Below are 323 nucleotides of genomic sequence, written 5' to 3'. Positions count from 1 at the left end.
GCGCTTGTGCTTGCTGATGTAGAGGCTACCGCACTTGTTGATGCTGAGGTAGATGCTACTGCGCTAGTGCTTGCTGATGTAGAAGCTACGGCACTTGTTGATGCTGATGTAGAGGCTACCGCACTTGTTGATGCTGAGGTAGAGGCTACCGCACTTGTTGACGCTGATGTAGAGGCTACAGCGCTTGTGCTTGCTGATGTAGAAGCTACCGCACTTGTGCTTGCTGATGTAGATGCTACAGCGCTTGTGCTTGCTGATGTAGAGGCTACTGCGCTTGTGCTTGCTGATGTAGAGGCTACCGCACTTGTGCTTGCTGATGTAGA

The 323-nt window shown here is 51.7% G+C and carries 1 pseudogene; it reads left to right on the top strand.

Going from position 1 to position 323, the window contains the following annotated elements:
* Positions 1–323, top strand: a pseudogene (locus tag KV696_RS09695) (hypothetical protein); the annotation flags it as partial.

The organism is Streptococcus humanilactis (genome assembly GCF_019448275.1).
In the GTDB taxonomy this organism is placed as follows: domain Bacteria; phylum Bacillota; class Bacilli; order Lactobacillales; family Streptococcaceae; genus Streptococcus; species Streptococcus humanilactis.
The sequence above is the reverse complement of the archived record's forward strand: the minus strand, read 5'-3'. Positions and strand labels throughout refer to the sequence as shown.